Source organism: Arthrobacter sp. 05N425, from assembly GCF_056397125.1.
On sequence record NZ_JBFTMU010000002.1, the window covers coordinates 120,494 to 142,434 of the forward strand.

Consider the following 21,941-nt stretch of genomic DNA (forward strand, 5'->3'; position numbering starts at 1 on the left):
ACTTTACCTTTGCTGTCCGGCAGCGCGGAGCCGATTAAGTGCGTCTACAGCGGGCTCCGGACGTCCGAAGTAGTAGCCCTGCCCGTAGAGACAACCCATAGCCCGGAGTTCTGCGGCCTGCCCGGCCGTTTCGATGCCCTCCACAATCGCCTCGAGCTCGGCCGCTGAGATCAGCTGGAGGATGGCAGAAACGAATTTCTGCTGCCGGGGGTCGGACTCAAGGTCCTTGATGAGGGAGTGGTCCACCTTGACTGTGTCTGCGGGAAGCGTCCGGAGGTAGCTGATGGACGAGTACCCGGTGCCGAAGTCGTCAATCTGCAGTCCCACACCCATGGCGCGGAGGGCTCTCAGCACCTGTTCCTCTCCCGCTCCGGGGGACATCAGGACGGTTTCGGTGATCTCAAGCACCAGCCGGCCCGGTTGCACGTCGTTCTTTTCCAACGTGTCCCGGATGTCCTGCAGCAGGTCGCCTCTGAGGAGCTCGGCGGCCGAGAGATTGATGTGCAGCCGGAAATCGGTGAGATCCGGTGCCTCCCTTTTCCACCGGCTCAGCTGAGAGATTCCTTCGTGCAGGATCCATCGACCCAGCTCGACGATGAGGCCGGTTTCTTCCGCGATGCCGATGAAGTTGTCCGGCATGATGGTTCCGTGGACCGGGTGGTGCCACCGGACGAGGGCCTCCACGCCGGCGACTCGCCCGGAGGCGAGTTCAATGACCGGCTGGTAGAGAAGTGCCAGCTGTCCCTCGGAAGCCGCCGTGCGCAACTCGGCTGTTATCCGCGATCGCTCCCTGACGGCGTCGAGCATATCCGGGTGGAAGCGCTCGATTCTGTTCCGGCCCTGGGCCTTGGCTTGATACATGGCGATGTCGGCATCGCGCATGAGTTCCTCCGAGCTATGTCCGGGATTGCGAAGGCAGATCCCGATGCTCGCCGTGGTCCAGACCGTTTCGGATCCCACGTGTATGCACTCCTGCAGGGCTTCCCGCGCCCGCTGCGCAATGTGGACGACTTCCTCTTCGGTCGCCCCTGCAATGACGACGGCGAATTCATCCCCGCCGAGGCGCGCCACGGTGTCCGAGGTCCGGACCACGGAGCGCAAACGGCTGGAGACCTCCACAAGCACGGCATCGCCGGCGCTGTGCCCCATGGTGTCGTTGATGGCTTTGAAGGAATCCAGATCCAACACGAGAACGGCCGCGGCGCTGCCGCCCTGTGCGCTGGCGCCGATCGCGTCCTGGATTCGCTCGCTGAGCAGGGTCCGATTGGCCAGGCCCGTCAAAGCATCGGTTTTGGCCATCTGCTCCAGCTCGACCTGGGTGCGCCGCAACATGGCGGTGCGGGCAGCCACCCGTTCTTCCAGGTCCGAATGGATATGGCCGAGTTCTTCGGCGAGGAGATTGACGCCGGTAATGACGGCATCAATCTCATCGCGTTGGTCCGAGGGTTCGATCCGCGCACTCAGCTCGCCGGCAGCAAGCCGGACGATGCCGTCGACCAGCAGTTGCAGGCGGCCGTCTACAGCCCCGTCGGCCGGAGCCGTGTAGGGAAGAGTCTCAGGAACGTCGACAGTTGCGATGCTGTCTTGTCGTTGCCGATCCCTTTCACCGGTCGGCACTGAGCCATTCCATGGCGTCGTTGCGCGAGGTGAAAAACCGTGTTGGGCAAGGCGGTATATGAACCCCCAGGAAGAAGTTCGCCAGGACCCGGTCCACGGGCGACCGTCCCAGCAGGGCGATGCGGGAGGCGCTGCACGGGATGGACCAGATGCTTCGGGCTTCACGGCTGACGGAAGCCACCGCCGCCATGTCGACAAGCATCGGATAGGGGACGCCCTGGCAGGCCTCGTTCACTTTCGCCATCGCCGCCCGGGCATCCGCGACCTCAATGCTGATCCCGGGCAGCCACTGCAGGTGGATGTAGCCGTCAGCGAGGAGTTTGACGCTCCCCTTTCCACCGTCGACAGAATCCGGTGCCACGACCATGTCTCCTCCTGAATGGGCAGCCGAGAGATTCAGCAACACCTCAAAGGTACCGTTGGTTCCGCTGGTGTCCATGAAAAACCCGCCGCCGGGCGTGAAGAATACGCTGACGGAGCCCTAGAGCCGCGGGATCAGGGATTCCTTGATGACGTTTCCGCCGTCGGCCACGAAGTAGCAGTCCACCCGCCGGTCGCCGGTGCCCCAGCTGGAGGAGCTCGGATAGGCCAGTTTGTAGCTGAACTGGTAGTTCCCGGACTTGTCGGTGAGCTGGGCCGCCTTGCAGGTGTCCAGCGCCTTCTGCTTCAGCGGGTCACGGCCCGGGTAGGCGTCGGCGGCGGCGTAACTGTCCACTGCCACCAACTGGGCCGAATGTCCGGTGTCACAGGCCACGACAGTGGAGGTGGGGGCGTTTGCGTCGAAGTCCTTGAAGCAGTCGCCGAGCCGGAAGTCCATCGGGTTGACGCCTTCCAGCGGCAGCGGGCCCCGGGCCGCGGGGGCCGCGGACGAGGACCCGGCCGGAGCGGGCGAGGTGCCGGCCGTGGGTTGCTGGGTGGCGGCACCCAGCGAGGTCAGCCACCAGATCACCAGCCCCAGCACGACGACGGCGGCCAGGGCGGCGCCGACCCTCGCCAGGCCCAGCCGTTGGGCGGCGGCCCAGAGGGTCCGGCCCGCGCGTCGGGCGCTCGCGCCCAGCCTGCCGCCGAGCTGCCGGGCGCGGGGCCCCAGGTCTGAGGTCCTGAGTTGCGCCACCTGGGCGGAGAGCAGCTTGCCGAATTGGGAGGCGCCGGAGGTGGTCTTCCGGTTCCCGGACTTCCGTTTCGGGGCCTCGACGCCGGCGCGTCCGCCGTCTGCGGCCGGCGTCGTGGACCGGGTTTCGGCTCCCGCCAAGGTTTCGGTTCCCGCCCGGGCTTCGGACCGGGCAGCGGCCCGCCGGGAGGACGGTGCGGTGGGTGCAGGGGCAGTGGCGCCCGGCGCGGTGCTGCTTAGGGGAGTGGTGCTTGAGGGAGTGGTGCTTGAGGCGGTGCTGCGCGGGACAAACGGAACGGCGGACGTCGGCGGCGCGGAAGGCCGGGGCGGGATGCGGACGGAAGAGGGCATGCGGGCCGGCGGGGCCGGGACCGGCCGCTCTCCGGGGCTGTCCGCAGGGGGAACGTCAGAAATTCCGGCATCGCCGCGCCTGGCGTTCTCGTCGCTCACAGGCTTTTCGGTCACCCGGGAATTCACCTCTTCCGTGCGTCTTTGCCGGGGCTGGATGCCCGACTCCGGGCCGCGTTTCCGGGAGCCCATCAAGAGACTCTATCGAAGAAGGCTGCCGGGCCGCATGCGGAGGCGCTCGGGCGGCGAGCAGTGACCGCCGAAAGCATGTAATCTAGGTGTACGACAAATTGACCAAACATTCCGGGGCCTCACCGAACGCCAATGGTGACCACCTCCGGTCCGAGTACAAAAGGGGGTCACGCCATGGGGCGCGGCCGTCAAAAGGCAAAAGCTACCAAGCAGGCTCGGGATATTAAGTACTATTCCCCGAACACTGACTACTCTGCGCTTCAGCGTGAGCTCAAGAGCTCGGAGGGTCGTGCGCCGAGTCGCTTCTCGAGTGAGCCCGTTGAGCCGGATTATTCGGCTTATGTGGATAAGTACGCGGACGATGTGGACGAGGACGACGACGAGGTAGATTCCCGTCGGATAGGTTAGTCGACACTTCATCCGGTCACCCTTGCCAATCGAGGGTGCCGACCAAGTTTTACAGGCCCGCCGGCCACACCCTCTTCGGGGCGTGCCCGGCGGGTTTTTTGCGTCCGGCAACCACCCGCCCCTGCCGCCCTCCCTCCGGTGCCGGCCCCGCTGCCCCGCCGCTGAACCGCCGTTTAGACGGTTCCGCGCCCAGCCGATGCTTCTAAACGACTTGTGGGCAGCGAACCATCGAAACGGCGGGCGAGGATCGGTTGCTGGGCCAAGCGCCCCGGGCTAGTTTGGACTTGCCGGGCTGTCCGGCATTTCTCTGGGAAGGGCTTTCCATGGCGATTCGTTCGGGGTATGCCGAAGGCGAGGTCTGCTGGGCCGATCTCCAGACGTCCGATGTGGCTGCGGCCAAGGAGTTTTACGCCGCCATCTTCGGCTGGCGGTACGAGGACCAGCCCACCCCCGACGGACGCAGCTTCGCCCAGGCGTTTTTGGGCCAGGAACTGGTTACCGTCATCGCGCCGCAGAACCCGCAGCAGCAGCGGGCGGCGGCCCCGGGACAGTGGAACGTCTACTTCGCCGTCGACGACGCCGCCGGGCTCGCCGCCGAACTGCCGCACACCGGCGGGGTGCTCGAGCTTGGGCCGGAAGCTGTGGGCGGAACCGGCGTGATGGTCTTCTTCGCCCCGCCCGGCGGAGGGACCACGGGCGCCTGGCAGGCCGGCACGCACTTCGGCACGGCGCGGAGCGAGGAAGCGGGCGCCCTGGCCTGGGTCGAGTTGCTCACGCCCGAGCCGCAGGCCGCCGTCGGGTTCTTCCAGCAGCTTTTCCGCCACGAGGTGACCGAGTACCCTCAGGACGACGGCGGAACGTACACCACCCTGATGGTGGACGGCACAGAGGTCGCCGGGATCGCCACCGTGCCGGCGGCCGAGCGCAACCTTGAGCCGGGCTGGCAGGTGTATTTCGGGGTTCCCAGCGTCGCCGAAGCCGTGGCGACGGCGCGCGCTGCGGGCGGCGTCGTCCTCATTGAACCGGCGGACGATGAAGCCGGTGCCATTGCGACGCTCCGGGACCCGCAGGGCGGCGTGTTCAGCGTGCTGGAGGTTTAGCCGGGCCCCCGAAAGAGAGCCGGAACGCCTACGAGGCAAGCCGCGCGCGTGCGGTGCTGCCAGGGCCCGCAGCTTCATCGCCGGACCCGGGCGGGCTCACCTCGGCCCACACGGCATCGAGGGAGAGGCCCAGGACGCCGGCGATCGCGGCGATGGTCGGAAAGGCCGGCGTGGCCACGCGGCCAGACTCGATCTTTCGAAGGGTTTCGGGCGAGACGCGCGCATCGAGGGCAACTTCAAGCATGGAGCGGTCACCCCTCGCGCGGCGCAGCAGGACACCGAGGCGCTGTCCGCGCTCGACTTCAGCGGTTGTGAGCGGCAATCTGACCATGGATCCAATTCTAATACCGGGATAATATGACCGGTATAGTTATTGGTTTTAGACGAAAGGGCGCCACATGATCGAGTTCCTGAACCACACCGAGTTGGCGCGTGCGAAAGTGACGGGCCGCCTGGTCGCAGACATCCTGCAGACGCTGAAATCGCGGAGTTCCATCGGCACCAACCTGCTGGACATCGACCGGTGGACGTCGGAATTGATCGCCGACGCCGCGGCGGAGTCCTGCTACGTCGATTACGCGCCGTCGTTCGGGCGCGGGCCGTTCGGCCACTACATCTGCACGGGCGTCAACGACGCCGTCCTCCACGGACGCCCCCACGACTACGCGTTGGCCGACGGGGACCTGCTGACTCTGGACCTCGCCGTCGCCAAGGACGGGGTGGCCTCGGACTCCGCCATCAGCTTCATCGTGGGTGGGACGCGGCCGGCCGGGAGTGTCGCCATGATCGACGCCACCGAACGCGCACTGAGCGCCGGGATAGCCGCGGCCGGACCGGGAGCCCGCATCGGGGACATCTCCCATGCCATCGGCGCGGTCCTCAGCGAGGCCGGGTATCCGATCAACACGGAGTTCGGCGGGCACGGCATCGGATCGACGATGCACCAGGACCCGCATGTTCCCAACACCGGCCGGCCAGGCCGGGGTTACACCCTGCGCCCCGGGCTGCTGCTCGCGCTGGAACCGTGGGTCATGGCGGACACCGCCAAGCTCGTCACCGACGCCGACGGGTGGACCCTCCGAAGCGCGACCGGCTGCCGGACCGCGCACAGCGAACACACCATCGCGATTACCGACGACGGCGCCGAAATCCTTACGCTGCCGACGCAGCAGTAAGGCTAGGCGTAGGCGTTGACCATCCGGACGGCGCCGCCGTCGACGCCCTTGGCGCCTTGGACGTAGTCCGGGCCGGACTTGAGAACCGAGTCGGAGTTTTCCCCGACGGTGCCCATGATCCACGACGGCAAGCCACGGGCATTCAGGTGGTTCACGGCGGCGTCGGCGGCCTCGGGGGAGACGATCGCGACCATGCCGACGCCCACGTTGAGGGTGCGCTCGAGGTCGGCCAGTGGGACGTTGCCCAGTTCGGAGACCAGCTTGAAGATGGGCGGCAGCTCCCAAGTGGCGCGGTCCACGGTGGCCAGCAGGCCCTGCGGCAGGACACGGGCCAGGTTGGCGGCCAGTCCGCCGCCAGTGACGTGGCTGAAGCCGTGCACGGCGCGGCCGGCAGCGGAGCCGTCCACCGGGAAGGTGCGGGCCAGGTCCAGGCAGTCCGCGGCGTACACGCGGGTGGGCTCCAGGAGCTCCTCGCCGAGGGTGCGCTCGAATTCGGAGACGTGGCGGTCCAAGGCCCAGCCGGCGTGGTTGACGACGCGCCGGACCAGCGAGTAGCCGTTGGAGTGCAGGCCGGAGGAGGCCATGCCGATCACCACGTCGCCCGCGCGGACGCGCTCCGGGCCCAGCAGAGAGTCGGCTTCGACCACGCCGGTGGCGGCGCCGGCGACGTCGTACTCGTGCTCACCCAGCAGGCCCGGGTGCTCGGCGGTTTCGCCGCCCACCAGGGCGGTACCGGCGACCGAGCAGGCGGCGGCGATGCCGCGGACGATGTCGGCGATGCGCTCCGGGACGACCTTGCCGCAGGCGATGTAGTCGGTCATGTAGAGCGGCTCGGCGCCCACCACCACGATGTCGTCCACCACCATGCCCACCAGGTCGAAACCGATGGTGTCGTGGATGTCCATGGCCTGGGCGATGGCGACCTTGGTTCCGACGCCGTCGGTGGAGGTGGCCAGCAGCGGCCGCTTGTAGGTCAGCAGCTTCGACACGTCGTACAGGCCGGCAAAGCCGCCGACGCCGCCGATCACCGAGGAGTTGTGGGTCGCCTTGACGGCGTCCTTCATGAGTTCGACGGCGCGGTCGCCCGCTTCGACGTCGACGCCGGCAGAGGCGTAGGTGATGCCGGTGTTCTGGGCATCGTTCATGTCAGCGGCCGTGGAGGCGGAAGTCATACTGGCTCTTTCTTGTCGGCATCAAGTTTGTCGGCGGGTACGCGGTCGGCGTCGGTGAGCAGTTCTTCGAACTCGGCGTCGGGTCCCGGATCGCAACCCGTGGCGCCGGCCTTCTCGGCCGGATCCTCGTCGGCCGGGATGGCGGCGTCGGACACGGCGTTGGCGGCGGCGTCGGCCGCGGGAATCCCGGCGGCCGCGCTCCCGGACGCTGCGGGGGCCACCGTGGCGGGCAGGCCGACAGGCTGTCCGACAGAGTCGGGGCGCTCCAGCAGGTTCTTGCCGAGCTTGTCGGCGCCGGGCAGCTCGATCGGGTACTGCCCGGTGAAGCAGGCCGTGCACAGGCGTTCGCGCGGCTGCCGGGTGGCGCCGATCATGCCGTCCTCGGAGATGTACGCGAGCGAATCCGCGCCGATGGCCTGGGAGATCTCGTCGATCGTGGCGCCGTTGGCGATCAGCTCAGCGCGGGAGGCGAAGTCGATGCCGTAGAAGCAGGGCCACTTCACCGGCGGGGAGGAAATTTTGATGTGCACGGCCGCGGCGCCGGCTTCCCGGAGCATCCGCACGATGGCGCGCTGGGTGTTGCCGCGGACGATCGAGTCGTCCACCACCACCACGCGCTTGCCGCGGATTACAGACTCCAGGGCGTTGAGCTTGAGCCGGATGCCGAGCTGGCGGAGCGTCTGCGAGGGCTGGATGAAGGTGCGGCCCACGTAGGCGTTCTTGACGAAGCCGTGCGCGAACGGGATGCCGGATTCCTCGGCGTAGCCGACGGCGGCCGGGGTGCCGGATTCCGGCACGGGGATGACGATGTCCGCTTCCTGGGTGTTCTCGCGGGCCAGTTGGCGGCCCATTTCCACGCGGGATTCGTACACCGAGCGGCCGGCAATCGCGGCGTCCGGGCGGGCGAGGTAGACGTACTCGAAGACGCAGCCGGCCGGCGTCGGCTCGGCGAAGCGCTGGGAGCGGACGCCCTGTTCGTCGATGGCGATGAATTCGCCCGGTTCGATCTCGCGGATGAAGCTCGCACCGACCGTGGCGAGGGCGGACTGCTCGGACGCCACCACCCAGCCGCGCTCCAGCCGGCCCAGGACCAGCGGGCGGATGCCGTAGGTGTCGCGGGCGGCGTAAAGGGTGCCTTCGTCCATGTAGACGAAGCAGAAGCCGCCCTTGATCTTGGGCAGCAGTTCCAGCGAGGTCTGTTCGAGGGACTTGCCCTCCTCGCCCTCCAACAGGGCCGTGACCAAGGCGGTGTCCGAGGTGTTGCCCTGCTTCATTTCGCCGGTGAGCTGGCCGCCGTTGCGGTCCACGATCATGGCCTTGAGCTCGGCGGTGTTGGTGAGGTTGCCGTTGTGCGCCAGGGCGACCGTGCCGGTGGCGGTGGCGCCGAGGGTGGGCTGGGCGTTGGCCCAGTGGCTGGCGCCGGTGGTGGAGTAGCGGCAGTGGCCGACGGCCAGGTGCCCGGTCAGGGTGTTCAGCGTGGTCTCGTCGAAGACCTGGGACACGAGCCCCATGTCCTTGTAGACGTTGATCCGCTTGCCGTCGCTGGTGGCAATACCAGCCGACTCCTGACCGCGGTGCTGCAGCGCGTACAGCCCGTAATAGGTGAGTTTTGCTACCTCTTCGCCGGGAGCCCAGACCCCGAAGACGCCACATGCGTCCTGCGGGCCTTTTTCGCCAGAGAGAAGGTCATGAGAAAGTTTTCCATCGCCGCGTGCCACTGGTCGATTATCTCACGTTGTGCGCTAGGACTTTTCCGGAGGCCGGTTTATGACCTGCCGGCCGGCCTTCGCCTGCTTAGGCGCGGTCCTCGCCGTCGGTGTCCGGAGCAGAGTCCGGGACGGACTCGACGACGGCGCGCTCGGCGCGGCGGACGCTCAGCCGGTCCAGCACCAGTGCGACGGCGGCGCCCAGGATGGCCCCGCCCGCGATGCAGAAGGTCAGGAAGAAGCCGAAGACGGAGTTGGCGTCGTAGCCCTCGTCGGCCGGCAGGCCGTAAGCGATAACGGCGGCCACTACGACGCCCAGCAGGCCGCCCAGGATCAGGAATGGGACGTATCTCGGAGCGCGGCGGACGGTGACGGAGCGGCGTTCGGGCGCAACGGGGGTGTCTTCAGGAGCCATGCCGTTAAGCCTACTGCCCGCGCGGGCGCTGCTTTTTCGCCGGGCATTTTCGCGCCGTTTGCGGACCGCCGCTGTGGGGATCCGCGGCGCGGAGGACCGATTCCTTGGCGGAAATCCGGGACCCTAGCGGGAACTCGGGCGGCGGAGCACACTAGGGGGTGGGGGAGGGGGCGGTCCGGACTTTTAAGGACGCACCATGGCAGTTGCAGCGGACAGTATCCGGGACCGGCAGCGCATCATCTGGGACCAGTTCGCGGCAGGCTGGAAAAAGTGGGACGCGGAACTGCTCGGCTGGCAACGCCCTTTCGGCGACGCCGTGATCAAGGACGCACGGCTCCGACCGGACTCGATTGTGCTCGATGTCGCGTCGGGCACCGGCGAGCCCGGGCTCACGGCGGCCGCCCTGGTGCCCGACGGCGAGGTGGTGCTCACCGACATCTCGGCCGGCATGCTGCACGTGGCCGAGGAGAAGGCCTCCGCCCAAGGGCTGGCCAATGTGAGCTTCAACGTGTGTGATGCCGCGGAGCTGCCCTTCGAAGACGCGACGTTCGACGCCGTCCTGTGCCGTTTCGGCTTCAACTACTTTCCCGACATGCGGGGCGCCGTGCGGGAAATGGTGCGGGCGGCCAAGCCCGGGGCCAGGATCAGCGCGGCCGTCTGGGGCCGGACCGCGGAAAACCCCTGGGCCGCCCTCGTCCTTGGCTCACTCGCTCAGCATGCGGAGCTGCCGCGGCGGCCCGATGTCATGCCGGGGCTGTTCCGTTGCTCCGCGCCCGGCTTCATGACCCGGCTGTTTCGGGATGCCGGCTTGGTGGACGTGGCCGAGCACAAGGTCAGCACGGACCTGGTGCACGACTCCCCGGACAGCTACTGGGAATTCATCACTGATATCGCGGCCACGGTGGCCACGGGCCTGGCGAAGGCGGACAAGGAAGCGCGGGCGCTGATCCGCTCCGATGTCTTCCAGCTGCTGGGACGCTACGAGCACCAGGGCGCGCTCAGGCTCCGGTCAGCGGCGACGATCGTGGGGGGCACCAAGGCGTAGGCCCTGATCCGCGGCATTTCCGCGCCGGTTTCGGACTGGTGCGCCCCGGATCCGGGGAGCGGCTGACCGGAACCGGCGCGGATTTCCGATGCCGGCGCGCCATCACCGACGGCAGGCCGGCTTGGTCAGCCTCGGGACCCCGCGGGAAGTGAGAAACGCGGCGAATTTCGCCGGCCCGGAGATCTCGGTCCAGGTCCAACGGATAACCCGCCGGCCGGTGGCGCGTATCCGGTCCTCGCGGGCCTTCTCGTCGATGACGACTTCGGAGGTGGTCCGTCCCTGCAGGTATTCGGCTTTCTGGTACTTGACCAGGCCGTCGAATTCCCCGCACAGCCCCTGCTCCGGCCATTCGAAGTCCGTGTAGGCGGCCAGTCCGCGGGCATCGCGGATGGGGGTTTGCAACCGAGGGGGCTCGAAGCCCAGCCGATACATTAGGGCACGGCTCACCGATTCGCCGGGTGATCCCGATGCCGGGTCTGCGAAGTCGATCGCGGCCCGGATTCCGCGCACCGCTGCCGCGCTGTAATCGGCTCCGATGCCGCCGTCGAGCTCCTCCTTGCTCAGAGCGGGCAGCCCCGGCTGCGGACGCAGCACGTGGTCCAGCGCAGCGACGGCCTGTTCAAATGACTCGAACGCCGCCAGATCCAGGACGGTCCGGAGCCGCCCCGTGACCAGCAGCCCCCGGCGCTCTTCGACCTGCAGGGTCAGCGGATCGGTGTAATGCCGCCGGACACCCGCCCGCGAGCGGCCGCCGCCGTCGTCGGACGTGCAGGCATGCACCAGCGTGGGGCGGCCCAGCACCGGAAGGTCCCACAGCGCGGCCGAGGATTTCCGGCAGAACACGGTACGGCTTTGCAGCGTCGACGCGGCCGCCTGGATGAGGAGCGTGTACCGGTTCCAGCTCGGGAGCGCGTCCCATGCCACCGACTGAACGTAGACGCCCCGCCTGATGCGGCGCAGCTCGCCCGCCGCGGCCCGGCGGCACAGCTCGCGCGCGTCCCGGCCGAGCCGTGCCGAGTCGCTGCTGAGAATGAGTCGGGGAAGTTCCATGCCCCGATGCTCTCCGGCCGCCCGGTCGTCGGCAACGGGCACGACGGCGGATGTGGACAAGTCCGGCTGTGGCTGCGGATTTTCGCTGCGCTTTCGGACGCAGGCAGGCCGGATCGGGTGCGCGCCTGTCCGGAACCGGCGCGGATTTCCTGATCCGCGGCGGAATTCCTAGACGCCGAGTTCGTCCTTGAGCGCGGCGACGTGGCCTTCGGCCTTGACCTGGTACTGCGCCAGCTTCACCTTGCCCTCGGGATCGAGGACGACGGTGGAGCGGACGATGCCCTCGGTGATCTCGCCGCGGACCAGTTTCTCGCCCCAGGCTCCGTAGGCGAGGGCCACGGCGTGGTCCTCGTCGGCCAGCAGCGGGAAGGTCAGGGCGAAGTCGCCGGTGAAGTGCGCCAGTGCCTCGGGAGCGTCCGGGGAGATGCCCAGGACTTCATAGCCGGAGCCCTGCAGGGAGGCCAGGCTGTCGCGGAAATCGCAGGCCTCGGTGGTGCAGCCCGGGGTGGCGGCCTGCGGATAGAAGTACACGATGACGTTCTTGCCGCGGTAGTCGGCCAGGGAAACCGGCTTGCCCTCGGCGTCGGGCAGCGTGAAATCCGGGGCCGGGGTTCCGGGCTGAAGCTTGACGGTGAGGTTCTGGCTCATGGGGGAGTCCTTCGCTTGGAGGGCGGCTGGAAGTTGGTCTGTGATGCACAACATTCCGGGCGGATTCGGTATTCCGCTGGCCCGCCGCGGACATTGCGCGCCGGACGACCGCCCCGGCTACTTTGCCGCGGGGGACTGGATTTGGGCTGGTGTCAGCTTCATCCAGGGCGAGTCTGGCGCGCCTTCGAGCATGGCCTGCGGGCTGTCCGACTGTGTCCACCACTTGGCTTCGAAGGCGTAGCCGTCGAACAGGATCCGCGAGCCGCGTTTGTAGACCGTCGTCGAGGACCATTCCGGGAACGTGCCGGCGGCGACAGTGGTCCGAGGGCTGGGGCGGTCACCGGGAAGCACGGGGCCGATGAGTTTCCAGGGAACCGTGGCGCCCTGGTCCACGGGGTTGTCCGGGCTGTCGCCCTGGGTCCACCACTTGGCCTCGTAGACATTGCCGTGCCACACGATTCGGTCGCCGCCAACGTAGCGGGCCGACTCGTTCCAGACCGGATACGGGCTGGTGGAGGGGTCATCCGTGACGGTGGGGCTGGGGCTGGCGGACGGCGGCGCGGTCTGGGCGGCGGCGAAACCCGTGGGGATCACGTCCGCACCCAGGACGGTGGAGAACAGCGCGTCGCCCTGGTTGATGCCGCTGCAGCTGTCGGAGACTTTAGCCACGTTCGGGTAGTTGCTCCCGCAGGTACGGTCCCGGTTGAGCGACCACATGGACACCCGGCCCACGCCCTTGGACTTGGCATAGGCGTTGAGCGCGGACGCGTCGTCGAGCGTAAAGACTTCTCCCGCAACATCGTTTTGTCCGATCATCGGGGTGATCCCGAGCCGGCGCCAGGCCGTGTCCGATCCGATGTCCTGGCCGTTCGCGCGGTACAGGGTCTGCAGCTGGGCGTGTGCCGCCTCCGCTGCGGACGCGGACGCGTCATACATGGACTGGCCGGCCGGCTTGCTGCCGCCAAAGTCCATGGTCATGATGTTGACGCCGGTGACGTCGACGCCGGCGCGAAGCGTCCGTGCGACGACGTCGCGCCCCGTCTGGGTCAGCCCGGCCGGATCGGCAGGGAGGGTCAGCCACACATCGAGAGTCTTTCCCATCTTCTTCCGGTCCGCCTGGAGCGCCGCCACGGCCTGGGCCCGGCGGTCGACTGAGGCTGTGTCGGCAAGGGCGGTGCCCTCGATGTCGAGGTCGATGGAGCTCACGTCGTAGCGCTCCACAACATCGCGGTAGGCGCCGGTGAGACGGCCCGGATCGGTGCACCCAACGGCCAGCTCGGTGTTGATGGCGCCGCCGAAGGAAATGGACACGGCTCCGCCGGACTGCCGAAGCCGGGCGATCCGCCGATCCAGGTCCAGCTCTGCTTCGGCCGCAGTAAGGCTGTAGGCGGCGCCCCACGACGGCGCGCAGGGGTCACCCTTGTCAGAAACAATGAACGACAGGACCACGCTCTTGGCCTCGGGAGTGGCCGCGGACTCAAACGAGTACCGCGGCGTGGCCGTCACATCCACATAGCCGGAGAAGACCGAAGGAATTGAGGAGGCCGCGTTTGCGTCCTGGAATGAGCGAAGTCCCAAAATAGAGCCACCCGTAAGGGCAGCGACAACAAGCAGCAGAATTCCGAGCCGCAATTTGGAAAGGCGGCGCCCGGGAAAGCGGTTCGACACAGGTATACCCCACTACTTGTCAACGTTTTTACTGCCCCGGCCGCGTGGATCGCGGCCCATCGAAGTACTTTCCAGCCATCTGATGATCACTGGTAAATAGTTAGGGGTCGTGCGCTTAGTATAAGGGCAGGTCAGGACCCGATTTGACGGGAGGATGACCTCCTGTGTGTCCGCTGGGGACACGCATGACGTGGATGGGGATGCATGTCTAACCTTTTGGCCAATTCGCGGCCGGATGAAATTACGGCCGATGACGAGAGTGCAAAGAGCCGTAAGCGCCAATGGGGTGCGGAACGGCGCTCGGAGCCGTTGGCAATCGTGCACCCCGAACCCTCGCGCCGGAAAATTATTCTTGGCAGGGTCGGCATTCTTGTTACGGTGCTGGCCTGGGTCGGCTACGTGGTGACCACAGTGCTCAGGGCGCTGGTCAATGACCCGACGGCGGGATTCAGATTCCGGGCAGAAGCGGTGTCGTATGTCGTCGTCGTAACATTCCTGACGTTTTCTGCCCTGATGTACCTCCTGGCCCGGCAGGGTGCGCTGAACCGGTTCCGTGAGCACCGCAGGGTTCCCCGCGGCGAGCTGGACCGCCATTTCGTCGATTACGACAAGGCCGTCACCGTGCTTGTGCCCTCGTATGCCGAGGAGCCGCAGGTTGTCCGGGCCACGCTGTGGTCCGCCGCGCTGCAGGAATTCCCGGACCTGTCCGTCGTCCTCTTGCTCGACGACCCGCCGTTCCCAGCGGACCCTCAGGACCAGGAGCGGCTGCAGGCGACACGGGAGCTCGCCGCCGGTATCAACCGGGCCCTCCACGAGCCAGCCAGCCGCCTAAACGCCGCGAGCGACTCGTTTAACCTCCGCGCCAGCAAGGGCAAGGCCGCCGGCGGGCTGCCGGCGCTCATCGCCGAGTACGAGTACGCCGCGGACTGGATCGAGGCCATGGCCGAGACGGAACGGGTGGATGACCACGTCGATGAGTTCTTCGTGGACCTCGTCCTCATGGGCCTCGCCCGTGAACTGCGGCTCGTCCTGACGGCCCTCCACGCGGCTCAGGCGCAGGGCACGGAGCCGGAGGTGCCCCGCATGCGGGAGTTGTACGCCCGGCTGACCTGGATCTTCAACGCCCGCGTCTCCACGTTCGAGCGCAAGAAGTACGCCAGCCTGTCGCACGAGGCGAACAAGGCCATGAACCTGAACGCGTACTTGAGCCTGATGGGACACCGCTGGCGGAGCGAACACACCGCCGACGGCACCGTGCTCCGGCCGTCCACCGTGCCGGCGGGCGATGACCTCATCGTCGAGGACAGCACCTACGTCCTGACCCTGGACGCCGATTCGCTGCTGCTGCGGGACTACTGCCTGCGTCTGGTCCACTTCCTGGAATCGCCCGGAAACGAGCGGGTGGCCGTGACCCAGACGCCATATTCGTCCTTCAGGGGTGCGCCCACCCGGATCGAACGTGTCGCCGGCGCCACCACCGACCTCCAGCACGTCCAGCACCAGGGCATGACGCGGTACGGGTCCACCTTCTGGGTCGGCGCCAACGCCGTCATCCGCAAGGTCGCGCTGGAAGACATCGTGGAAGTCTCCGCCGAAGGCGGGTTCGAAGTGCGGACCTATATCCAGGACCGGACCGTGATCGAAGACACCGAATCGAGTGTGGACCTGGGCCGCGAGGGCTGGGAACTCGTCAACTATCCGGAACGGTTGAGCTACAGCGCCACACCCCCGGATTTTGGTTCCCTCGTGGTCCAGCGCCGGCGGTGGGCCAACGGCGGCCTGCTGATCCTGCCGAAACTCTGGGACACGATCCGGCACCGCCGGGGCACCGACCAGGCCATGCGTAGCCGGGAAATCATGCTCCGCGTCAACTACATGGCGTCGATCACCTGGGCGAGCTTCGGGCTGCTGTTCCTGCTGGCTTACCCCTACGACAGCAGGCTACTGAGCCCCCTGGTCTTTGCGGCGGCCCTGCCATACTTCCTGGCCATGGGCAGCGACCTGCGTGAATCCGGCCACCGCTTCAGCGACATCTTCCGGATCTACGGGTTCAACCTGGTGCTGATGCCGGTGAACCTGGCCGGCGTCATGAAATCACTGCAGCAGGCCGTCACGGGTGACAAGATCCCGTTTGCGCGGACCCCCAAGGTCAAGGACCGGACGGCCGCCCCGGCGATCTACGTTTTGGCGCCGTACGCCATTGTCGCGTTCTCCCTATTCACTGTCTGGCGCGATGCCATGCAGCAAAACTGGACCAATGCCGCCTTCGCCGCCTTCAACGCCGTTATGGCCGCGTACGCCATCCGCGCCTACATCGGGCTGCGGAACTCGGTTGTGGACATCTGGCTCGGAGTCCTCAACTGGCTCTACATCAAGCCAAAACAGGCCGCCCCCGCGGCTCCCAGCATCGTTCCCAAGACGCCCGAAGAGGTCAACTGGGAGGGGATCCTCTATTACGGCGACCGCCGCCTCAACCGCGACCTCCGCGGCGGCAAGGACCGGCGCAAGCGGGCCGGAACGCGCTAAGAGCGGCGCGCCGTCGCGGTGCCGGCTTGCCCGACGTCGGCCCCTCAGCGGGCCGCGGGCTGGCGGCGGGCCCAGTCGAACGCCGTGGCCGCGGCCGCCTGGTATTCCAGGCCGATGCGGCCCGCGTAACCGAGTTCGCGGCTGCGGGCGGTCCATGCCGCCAGAGGCAACTGACCGGTCCCGGGGGCTCCTCGACCGGGGGCGTCAGCGATCTGGATGTGGCCAAAGTCTTTGGCGTGGGCTTCGATCACGGCGTCGACGTCGTCACCGTTGACCGAGAGGTGATAGAAGTCGGCGAGCAGCTTGATGTTCCCGGCACCGGTTTCCTCCTTGACCCTGGCGATGACCCGGAGGGCGTCGTCGGCGGTGCGGAGCGGGTAGTCCGGGGCGCCGCTGACGGGTTCGAGCAGCACGGTGCCGCCGATCCGGGCCACCGCCGCGGCCGCCGCGGCCAGGTTCCGGACTGCCAGTTCGTCCTGGGCCTCGGGGGCGAGCCCCGCCTGCCGGTTGCCGTAGAGAGCGTTGAAGGACGTGCAGCCGAGCCGTCCGCCGATGCCGGCCACCACATCGATGTTGTCCCGGAACTCATCGGACCGGCCCAGCCAGGACACCAGGCCGCGGTCGCCGGCGGGCATGTCGCCGGCGTTGAAGTTCAGGCCGACCAGCTGGACCCCCTCGTCCGTGATCGCGTGCTCGAAGCGGCTGAGCTCGGCGTCGCCCGGGACGGAGCTGGCGAACGGCCACCAGAACTCGACGGCGTCAAAACCGGCAGCCTTCACCGCGGCCGGGCGCTCCAGGAGCGGCAGCTCGGCGAGCATGATGGAGCAGTTCACCGAAAAGGTCATGAGGGTTCCTTCAGATGCGGGAGCGGCCCTACCGCTTCGTTGGGTCCTTGCGGGCGGCCAGGCCGATCAGCGCCCCGACGGCCACCCCGATCAGGAGCCCGGTAAAAGGCTTGTCGGCCGTGGCCACGCCGATGGCAAAGCCGAGGGCAGCGCCAACCAGCATTCCGATCCACAGCCTCTCGTACTTCACAGCCTCAGGCTAGCAAGGCAACACCCTATAGTCGGATCATGGAACAAAGAATCTTGGGCAAGACCGGTCGGAACGTCTCCATCATCGGGCTGGGCACCTGGCAGCTCGGAGCGGACTGGGGCAACGTGGACCCGGCGCAGGCGCAGACCATCCTGGCCGCCTCCGCGGAAGCCGGCGTCACGTTCTTCGACACCGCCGACGTCTACGGCGACGGCCGCAGCGAGCAGGCCATCGGCGCCTTCCTGGCGGACAACCCCGGCCTGGATATCACGGTGGCCACCAAAATGGGCCGCCGGATGGAGCAGCGGCCGGAAAACTACAACCTCGCCAACTTCCGCGAATGGACGGACCGGTCCCGGCGGAACCTCGGCGTCGAGCAGCTCGACCTGGTCCAGCTGCACTGCCCGCCCACCGCCGTCTACAGCAACGCCGAGGTGTACGACGCGCTGGACACCCTGGTGGCCGAGGGTGCCATCCGGAACTACGGCGTCAGCGTGGAACGGGCTGACGAAGCCCTCGAGGCCATGCGCCACGACGGCACCGCCACCGTGCAGATCATCCTCAACGCCTTCCGGCTCAAGCCGCTGGACGAGGTGCTGCCCGCGGCGGTGGCCGCCGGCGTCGGCATCATCGCCCGCGTGCCGCTCGCCTCGGGGCTGCTTTCCGGCAAGTACACGGCGGACACGTCCTTCGCGGCGGACGACCACCGGAACTACAACCGCGCCGGCGCGGCGTTCGACGTGGGGGAGACCTTCTCCGGCGTGGACTTCGGGGAGGGCCTCACGGCGGTGGCCGAGTTCCAGGAACTGGTGCCCGACGGCGTCAGCACCGCCCAGGCGGCCCTCGCCTGGATCGCGGCGCAGGAGGGCGTCAGCACGGTGATCCCGGGGGCCCGGAACGTCGAGCAGGCCCGCGCGAACGCCGAGGCGGCGTCGGTCAGCGGCATTGACTCAACTTTCGACATCGGCGTCCACGAAATCTACGACCGCTACTTCCGCGAATCCGTCCACCCGCGCTGGTAGGGGGCGGTCCGGTTGGCGCCCCGGCTGTCACTCCGCCGGGTACCAGACCCGGTGGCCGTCGACGCGGGCGAACGAGGTCAGGGTATGTGGTTTGGCGGACTTCGCCGTCATGATGTCCAGCACTTCGGCATTGCGGACCAGGAGCGCGTCACCGATCAGCGAACGGTGGCAGCGCCATGGGACGGCTTCCGCGCACATGATCGCCGCATCGTTGCTCCGCCCGCGCTCCAGCAGCTGGCCGACGGCGGCGGAAAACTCCTCGGTCTGCATGTAGTCCGCGTAGCCCCGGAACGAGGCGTTGCGCCAGGCGCCATTGGCACTGTCCTTGGTGGTGTGCCGCAAACCGCCGAGGGATTCCATCCGCCGGTAGGTGATGCCGTTGGCCCGCACGCTCGCTGCGAGTGCGTCCGCGTTGAACTGCGGGTTGTGCCGCGACTTCGGGACGGTGCGGACGTCGATCAGCTTCTTAATGCCGTGGGCCTTGAGGATGCCGATGAATTCGTCGATGGGGTGAGTGGAGTGCCCCACCGTAAAGATGGTCGTGTCCGTCATGTCCCCATGCTAGGGCGGCGCCGGCGCCCGTGCGGACGTTCCGCGGATAGCCTGGGTGACCCACGAGCCGCCAGGAGGGCAGGTCCGGAATGATTGCACCCTCCATCGAGGACTTTGTGCACCGGCTCGCGTCCGTGGAAACCGGGCCGGGGTGCGCCAACTTTTTCGACCACAGCGAGCCCGCGAATGAGCAGCGCCGGCGCAATCTGGCGATCTACCTGCAGGAACTGCGGGCCCGTTCGCCCAAGGTGCTGCTGGTGGGGGAGGCCCCGGGTTTCAGGGGCATGCGGATCACCGGGGTTCCGTTCACCAACCGCCCCATTTTGGAGGGGCCAGCCAACGCTTTTGGCCTGTTCGGACCGGGCAAGGGCTACGTTCTGCCGCCGGACGCTGCGGGCATTGCCGCCGAGCCGACCGCGACGGTGATGTGGGAGGTGCTGGCCGAGCTGGAGTTCCTTCCGCTGCTCTGGAGCGCCTGCCCGTGGCACACCCACGTGCCAGGGCGGCCCCTGTCCAACCGCACCCCCACGGCGTCCGAAGCGGCGCTGGGAACCCCCTTTTGGCAGGCGCTGAAGCAGGAATTTGCGATCGAGACGGTGGTGGCCGTCGGCAACGTGGCGCACCGCAGCCTGCAGCGCAGCGGGCTGGACGTGCCGAAAATCAGGCATCCCGCCCACGGCGGCCGGTCCGGGTTCAAGCGCGGGCTGGAAGAACTGATCGCGTCCGGCGCCGCCCGGTAAGGCTCCAAGTTAGTGTGGGAGAAGTCCATCCGCGGATGAAAGGCAGTGCAATGAGTGATCCGAATGAGCCAAGCAACGACCCCGCCGGCCTGCGCGGTCCCGGCGACCCCGAGGCCGCGAAGGAGCGCCAGCAGCAGGGCGACTCCGACGACGTCGAGGCCCGCCAGCCGCACGCCGAGCCGGGCCACACCGAGCCGGGCCGCGCCGGCAACATCCGCGAGGAACAGCAGACCCAGGCCGCCGGAACGGTGCCCGCGGCGTACATCGGGTCCGGCGACCCGACGTCGGACGACAAGCCGGAAGACGCCGTCGGCGCCGGCGGGTGGGACGACGAGGTCTAGCGCGCAGCACACCGGAAAGCCAAGGGAACCCCTTGGCTTTCCGGTGTATTGGCACTTTCGTGGAAGACGTTCAGTGCCGGAGCGTTGCCACCTCGCTCTTCTCCCAACGGGTCCAGTTGGACCAGTGGTTGCCCACGCGGACGCGGAACGAGACGAGCTGGTAAACCTTTTCCTCGCCGCGGCGGTCAGGGACGAAGCGGTAGCTGTGGACGGTCGTCGACTCGTGGCGCCGGTTGAAGGACTCCCAGAACGTTGAGCCGCCCAGGAAATCGTCGTGCCTGCGGCCGCGCTCGTCTTCATAACGCAACTGCCTTATCTGCACGGTCCTGTTGTCCCGGCAGTCCACCTTGATGCGGAAATCGACCCAGTGGCTACGGTCGGTTGGCCTCAACGGGTCGACGGTGCAGCCACCCTGGCGGGTCGACGCGTCAGCCGGTGCGGCCAAGGCGACGGGGCCGCCGATGAGCCCCAGGGTGATGGCCGAGACCAAGGTGAACTTGGCCGCCCGGGGGTGGGACGTGGTTGGTGATGTGGTGATGGACATTTCTTTTGGTGCTCCTACTGGAGGATGCGGTTCAAGAGGGTCGGACGGCGTGTGCCCGTCACGATCACGCCGCGGTGGCACCGCAGTCGCGGTGGCACGTCCGTCCAGTTTCGATTAGCTCGCCCGTGCTAAATAGGGCGTCGGCCGGGGGTCTGCGCCAGGGCATTCCCGGTACGTTAATCGTGCGCCTGTGGACCCGCATGCGCCAGCCCCTCCGACGCTTCCGGAAAACCGCTACGGACGCGGACGGGCGCACCCCGGACCCGAGGTGCGCCCGTCCTGAACCGGCGCGGAAACCGCCGCTGCGGCCTACTTGGCCAGGAACCCCAGCAGCACCTTGTTGACCTCGGCGGCGTGGGTCCAGAGCATCCCGTGCGGGGCGCCGTCGATCTCCACGTACTCCGCGTCCGGCAGGGCCTTGGTGAAGCGGCGGCCGGTGACGTCGATCGGCAGGATCCGGTCCGCGGTGCCGTGGACGATCAGGGCCGGGACGTCGATCTTGGGGATGTCGCCGCGGAAGTCGGTGAGCCAGGTGGGCTGCGCGGCAGCGGACGCCGTCGGGCCGCCAGCGGTGGCGAGGTTCCAGCCGGCCCGCATGACTTCCTCGCTGAGCCGCGGTGTGCCCAGGAAGGTGTCGCTGTTGTAGAAGTTCTTGAAGAAGTCGGTGAAGAAGGCGTAGCGGTCGGCCGTGACCGCTTCCATCAGGCCGTCGAACACGGACTGCGGGACGCCGTCGGGGTTGTCCTCGGTCTGCAGCACGTACGGTTCCAGTGAGCCGAGGAAGACGGCCTTGGCCACGCGCGCCGAGCCGTAGCTGCCGAGGTAGCGGCCCACTTCGCCAGTGCCCATCGAGAAGCCCACCAGCACGGCGTCGTTGAGGTCCAAGCCGGTCATCAGGGTGTTCAGGTCGGCGGCGAAGGTGTCGTAGTCGTAGCCGTCGGTGGGCTTGCTGGACTGGCCGAAGCCGCGCCGGTCGTAGGTGATCACGCGGTAGCCGGCGGCCAGGAGCGCGGCGGTCTGCTTCTCCCAGGACGAGCCGTCCAGCGGGTAGCCGTGGATCAGGACCACCGGCTGCCCGGCTCCGTGGTCCTCGTAGTAGAGCTCGACGTCGGTGCTGTTCTCGGTTCCAACCTTGATGTATGCCATGAAGCGATCCTCTCGGTACGGTCTGAAGTCAGTGCGTGCGTCCCTTCGACGGGTCCCACTGTAGGAAACTAACGCCCTTGGGCGGGATGGTGTTCCATGAACTTGCGCAACATACCCCCCGGGGTATAGTGGAGGGGTAGACCCATACCGACAAAGGGAGACACCAGATGTGCCGACAGGTTGCATGCAAGAAGTGCGGCAAGACCACGTGGGCCGGCTGCGGCCAGCACGTTGACCAGGTCATGCGCGGCGTCAAGAGCGCCGACCGCTGCAAGGGCCATGCAGACGAGTCCAAGACCGGCTTCTTCGCCAAGCTCTTCGGCCGCTAGGCACTCCCCGGCCCGGACGACGACGGCGGCAGTCACGTGCCGCCATCGTCC

The 21,941-nt window shown here is 67.6% G+C and carries 24 protein-coding genes; 9 read left to right on the plus strand and 15 right to left on the minus strand.

Annotated features, from left to right (window positions below; translation table 11 throughout):
- Window positions 1-3: 3 nt before the first annotated feature.
- From AC1DGE_RS03785 to AC1DGE_RS03795, 3 genes are all read right to left on the minus strand, one after another.
- On the minus strand, window positions 4-1,617 hold the full coding sequence (locus tag AC1DGE_RS03785; protein ID WP_476916934.1) for a putative bifunctional diguanylate cyclase/phosphodiesterase: 1,614 nt from the start codon (window positions 1,615-1,617) through the stop codon (window positions 4-6).
- A complete protein-coding gene (locus AC1DGE_RS03790; RefSeq protein ID WP_476916935.1) occupies window positions 1,604-1,984 on the minus strand; it encodes a DUF7793 family protein in 381 nt (126 codons plus the stop codon). The genes AC1DGE_RS03785 and AC1DGE_RS03790 overlap by 14 nt, the downstream gene beginning before the upstream one ends.
- 114 nt (window positions 1,985-2,098) lie before the next feature.
- Window positions 2,099-2,869 (minus strand): septum formation family protein, encoded by a 771-nt coding sequence (locus AC1DGE_RS03795; protein WP_476916936.1) that lies wholly within the window; start codon window positions 2,867-2,869, stop codon window positions 2,099-2,101.
- Between the two features lie 573 nt (window positions 2,870-3,442).
- On the opposite strand from AC1DGE_RS03795, the gene AC1DGE_RS03800 reads away from it, so the two are divergent.
- Together AC1DGE_RS03800 and AC1DGE_RS03805 are read left to right on the plus strand one after the other, a co-directional pair.
- On the plus strand, window positions 3,443-3,676 hold the full coding sequence (locus tag AC1DGE_RS03800) for a DUF3073 domain-containing protein (protein WP_476917052.1): 234 nt from the start codon (window positions 3,443-3,445) through the stop codon (window positions 3,674-3,676).
- Window positions 3,677-3,999: 323 nt separating this feature from the next.
- Entirely contained in the window at window positions 4,000-4,776 is a 777-nt protein-coding gene (locus tag AC1DGE_RS03805) for a VOC family protein (protein WP_476916937.1), read from the plus strand.
- Between the two features lie 28 nt (window positions 4,777-4,804).
- Here AC1DGE_RS03805 and AC1DGE_RS03810 read toward each other — a convergent pair whose 3' ends face one another.
- Complete coding sequence (locus AC1DGE_RS03810; protein WP_476916938.1) at window positions 4,805-5,107, minus strand: helix-turn-helix domain-containing protein; 303 nt, start codon at window positions 5,105-5,107, stop codon at window positions 4,805-4,807.
- A gap of 67 nt (window positions 5,108-5,174) precedes the next feature.
- Here AC1DGE_RS03810 and map point away from each other — a divergent pair, with 67 nt between their 5' ends.
- The gene (gene map / locus AC1DGE_RS03815; protein WP_441416653.1) at window positions 5,175-5,951 is read left to right on the plus strand and encodes a type I methionyl aminopeptidase; all 777 of its coding nucleotides are present in this window, start codon (window positions 5,175-5,177) and stop codon (window positions 5,949-5,951) included.
- Window positions 5,952-5,953: 2 nt separating this feature from the next.
- Here map and purM read toward each other — a convergent pair whose 3' ends face one another.
- From purM to AC1DGE_RS03830, 3 genes are all read right to left on the minus strand, one after another.
- On the minus strand, window positions 5,954-7,123 hold the full coding sequence (gene purM, locus AC1DGE_RS03820; protein WP_441416654.1) for a phosphoribosylformylglycinamidine cyclo-ligase: 1,170 nt from the start codon (window positions 7,121-7,123) through the stop codon (window positions 5,954-5,956).
- Entirely contained in the window at window positions 7,120-8,841 is a 1,722-nt protein-coding gene (purF, locus tag AC1DGE_RS03825; RefSeq protein ID WP_476916939.1) for an amidophosphoribosyltransferase, read from the minus strand. Before purF ends, purM begins: the two co-directional genes overlap by 4 nt.
- Before the next feature lie 76 nt (window positions 8,842-8,917).
- Complete coding sequence (locus AC1DGE_RS03830; protein WP_476916940.1) at window positions 8,918-9,244, minus strand: hypothetical protein; 327 nt, start codon at window positions 9,242-9,244, stop codon at window positions 8,918-8,920.
- A 196-nt stretch (window positions 9,245-9,440) separates the two neighbouring features.
- Here AC1DGE_RS03830 and AC1DGE_RS03835 point away from each other — a divergent pair, with 196 nt between their 5' ends.
- The gene (locus AC1DGE_RS03835; protein WP_441416657.1) at window positions 9,441-10,289 is read left to right on the plus strand and encodes a class I SAM-dependent methyltransferase; all 849 of its coding nucleotides are present in this window, start codon (window positions 9,441-9,443) and stop codon (window positions 10,287-10,289) included.
- A gap of 102 nt (window positions 10,290-10,391) precedes the next feature.
- Here AC1DGE_RS03835 and AC1DGE_RS03840 read toward each other — a convergent pair whose 3' ends face one another.
- The 3 genes from AC1DGE_RS03840 to AC1DGE_RS03850 form a co-directional block, all read right to left on the minus strand.
- Window positions 10,392-11,339 (minus strand): hypothetical protein, encoded by a 948-nt coding sequence (locus tag AC1DGE_RS03840; protein ID WP_476916941.1) that lies wholly within the window; start codon window positions 11,337-11,339, stop codon window positions 10,392-10,394.
- A 168-nt stretch (window positions 11,340-11,507) separates the two neighbouring features.
- A complete protein-coding gene (gene bcp, locus AC1DGE_RS03845) occupies window positions 11,508-11,987 on the minus strand; it encodes a thioredoxin-dependent thiol peroxidase (RefSeq protein WP_175322394.1) in 480 nt (159 codons plus the stop codon).
- Window positions 11,988-12,104: 117 nt separating this feature from the next.
- Window positions 12,105-13,565, minus strand: a complete 1,461-nt coding sequence (locus tag AC1DGE_RS03850) for a chitinase (protein ID WP_476916942.1) — start codon at window positions 13,563-13,565, stop codon at window positions 12,105-12,107.
- Between the two features lie 294 nt (window positions 13,566-13,859).
- On the opposite strand from AC1DGE_RS03850, the gene AC1DGE_RS03855 reads away from it, so the two are divergent.
- Window positions 13,860-16,181 (plus strand): glycosyltransferase family 2 protein, encoded by a 2,322-nt coding sequence (locus tag AC1DGE_RS03855; RefSeq protein WP_476916943.1) that lies wholly within the window; start codon window positions 13,860-13,862, stop codon window positions 16,179-16,181.
- Window positions 16,182-16,225: 44 nt separating this feature from the next.
- Here the strand turns inward: AC1DGE_RS03855 and AC1DGE_RS03860 are convergent, their stop codons facing one another.
- Both AC1DGE_RS03860 and AC1DGE_RS03865 read right to left on the minus strand, forming a co-directional pair.
- Window positions 16,226-17,026, minus strand: coding sequence for a hydroxypyruvate isomerase family protein (locus AC1DGE_RS03860; RefSeq protein ID WP_476916944.1), 801 nt, complete (start codon window positions 17,024-17,026; stop codon window positions 16,226-16,228).
- A 28-nt stretch (window positions 17,027-17,054) separates the two neighbouring features.
- Window positions 17,055-17,216, minus strand: a complete 162-nt coding sequence (locus AC1DGE_RS03865) for a hypothetical protein (protein WP_441416662.1) — start codon at window positions 17,214-17,216, stop codon at window positions 17,055-17,057.
- 38 nt (window positions 17,217-17,254) lie between these two features.
- Here AC1DGE_RS03865 and AC1DGE_RS03870 point away from each other — a divergent pair, with 38 nt between their 5' ends.
- Complete coding sequence (locus AC1DGE_RS03870; RefSeq protein WP_476916945.1) at window positions 17,255-18,238, plus strand: aldo/keto reductase; 984 nt, start codon at window positions 17,255-17,257, stop codon at window positions 18,236-18,238.
- A 27-nt stretch (window positions 18,239-18,265) separates the two neighbouring features.
- On the opposite strand, the gene AC1DGE_RS03875 is transcribed toward AC1DGE_RS03870, so the two are convergent.
- Window positions 18,266-18,790 (minus strand): DUF488 domain-containing protein, encoded by a 525-nt coding sequence (locus AC1DGE_RS03875; protein ID WP_441416664.1) that lies wholly within the window; start codon window positions 18,788-18,790, stop codon window positions 18,266-18,268.
- An 89-nt stretch (window positions 18,791-18,879) separates the two neighbouring features.
- On the opposite strand from AC1DGE_RS03875, the gene AC1DGE_RS03880 reads away from it, so the two are divergent.
- Window positions 18,880-19,530, plus strand: a complete 651-nt coding sequence (locus AC1DGE_RS03880) for a uracil-DNA glycosylase (RefSeq protein WP_476916946.1) — start codon at window positions 18,880-18,882, stop codon at window positions 19,528-19,530.
- 50 nt (window positions 19,531-19,580) lie between these two features.
- Entirely contained in the window at window positions 19,581-19,871 is a 291-nt protein-coding gene (locus tag AC1DGE_RS03885; RefSeq protein ID WP_476891939.1) for a hypothetical protein, read from the plus strand.
- 70 nt (window positions 19,872-19,941) lie between these two features.
- On the opposite strand, the gene AC1DGE_RS03890 is transcribed toward AC1DGE_RS03885, so the two are convergent.
- Together AC1DGE_RS03890 and AC1DGE_RS03895 are read right to left on the minus strand one after the other, a co-directional pair.
- Entirely contained in the window at window positions 19,942-20,415 is a 474-nt protein-coding gene (locus tag AC1DGE_RS03890) for a hypothetical protein (protein WP_476891940.1), read from the minus strand.
- 309 nt (window positions 20,416-20,724) lie between these two features.
- On the minus strand, window positions 20,725-21,561 hold the full coding sequence (locus tag AC1DGE_RS03895; protein WP_476916947.1) for an alpha/beta fold hydrolase: 837 nt from the start codon (window positions 21,559-21,561) through the stop codon (window positions 20,725-20,727).
- A 167-nt stretch (window positions 21,562-21,728) separates the two neighbouring features.
- Here AC1DGE_RS03895 and AC1DGE_RS03900 point away from each other — a divergent pair, with 167 nt between their 5' ends.
- On the plus strand, window positions 21,729-21,890 hold the full coding sequence (locus AC1DGE_RS03900) for a hypothetical protein (protein WP_476916948.1): 162 nt from the start codon (window positions 21,729-21,731) through the stop codon (window positions 21,888-21,890).
- Window positions 21,891-21,941 lie beyond the last annotated feature (51 nt).